Origin of the sequence: Bacillus cereus group sp. BfR-BA-01441 (assembly GCF_022663075.1) — a bacterium.
GTDB lineage: Bacteria > Bacillota > Bacilli > Bacillales > Bacillaceae_G > Bacillus_A > Bacillus_A cereus.
Genome location: NZ_JAKUEU010000216.1, coordinates 1 through 1,063 on the forward strand (window position 1 = coordinate 1; position 1,063 = coordinate 1,063).

Below are 1,063 nucleotides of genomic sequence, written 5' to 3' on the forward strand. Positions count from 1 at the left end.
AAGAAGTGCTAGCGAGTGTGGAAGAAGAAAAACATCGAAATGATACGTCAGTGAAGACGTTACAAACTGTTAGCGAGCAAGTGAAGTTGTTAGAAGATATTTTAGAAAAGTAATATTGCTTGGAAAGAGCACAAATGATGTGCTCTTTTTTCATTGAAACGAATACTTGATAGGAATTTAATTGCTTTTCTGCGCGTTTTCTGCCAAGCTTAAGGAGATAAAATTCAGCTAATAGCGGAATTAAAATACTTCAAAGAAAGAATTAAATAGGTGACGCATATGATCGAAGTTAAGACTTCTGAACTTAGTGATGGAGAATTTAATAGAGGTGTATTTGCAACTCGTGATATTAAAAAAGGTGAGTTGATACACGCAGCACCAGTTATCTCTTATCCGAATGAACAGCATGAACATATTGAGAAAACATTACTTGCTGACTACGCATTTGAGTATGGAATCAATCATACGGCAATCCTTTTAGGATACGGTATGTTATTTAATCATTCATATACACCGAATGCAACGTATGATATTGTCTTCGAGAACCATACGTTTAACTTCTATGCTTATAAGGATATAAAAGCAGGAGAAGAAATTTTAATCAATTATAATGGTGAAGTTGATAACGATGAGCTGTTATGGTTTGATAAAGAAAAAGAAGAGAACGAAAAGTAATATAAAGAGTATAGAAAGAGCACATTCTGTCGGATGTGCTCTTTTTTTATTGATGTAAATAAAGTAAAAAGTACAAAAAAATACCACTTTCTTTTTGTGTGGTATAGTAAGATACTGAGGGATAGTGTTTTGAAAAAGTCACATATTTTACAAATTGTTGTCTTTCTGATGACATGTCAAGTTTAGTAGTCCATTTGGGTTGCTTTATTATGCAATATATATTTTAATATGAGTGGCACCTCTTATAATTTAAGAGGTTTATAGGTGTCTCGAATTGATTTTGGGTACACTGTATCCACCACTTTAGGTTCTTTCATGTACGTGGGGATATTATGGGCCCGTATAACGGGATAAAATGAATATAGAAATAGAGGAATCGTAAAATGAA

At 33.0% G+C, this 1,063-nt stretch carries 1 protein-coding gene; it reads left to right on the top strand.

Annotated elements, in window-relative coordinates; genetic code table 11:
- Positions 1-279: 279 nt before the first annotated feature.
- Positions 280-675, top strand: coding sequence for an SET domain-containing protein (locus MR107_RS30115; protein WP_000573649.1), 396 nt, complete (start codon positions 280-282; stop codon positions 673-675).
- The last annotated feature ends 388 nt before the right edge of the window (positions 676-1,063 follow it).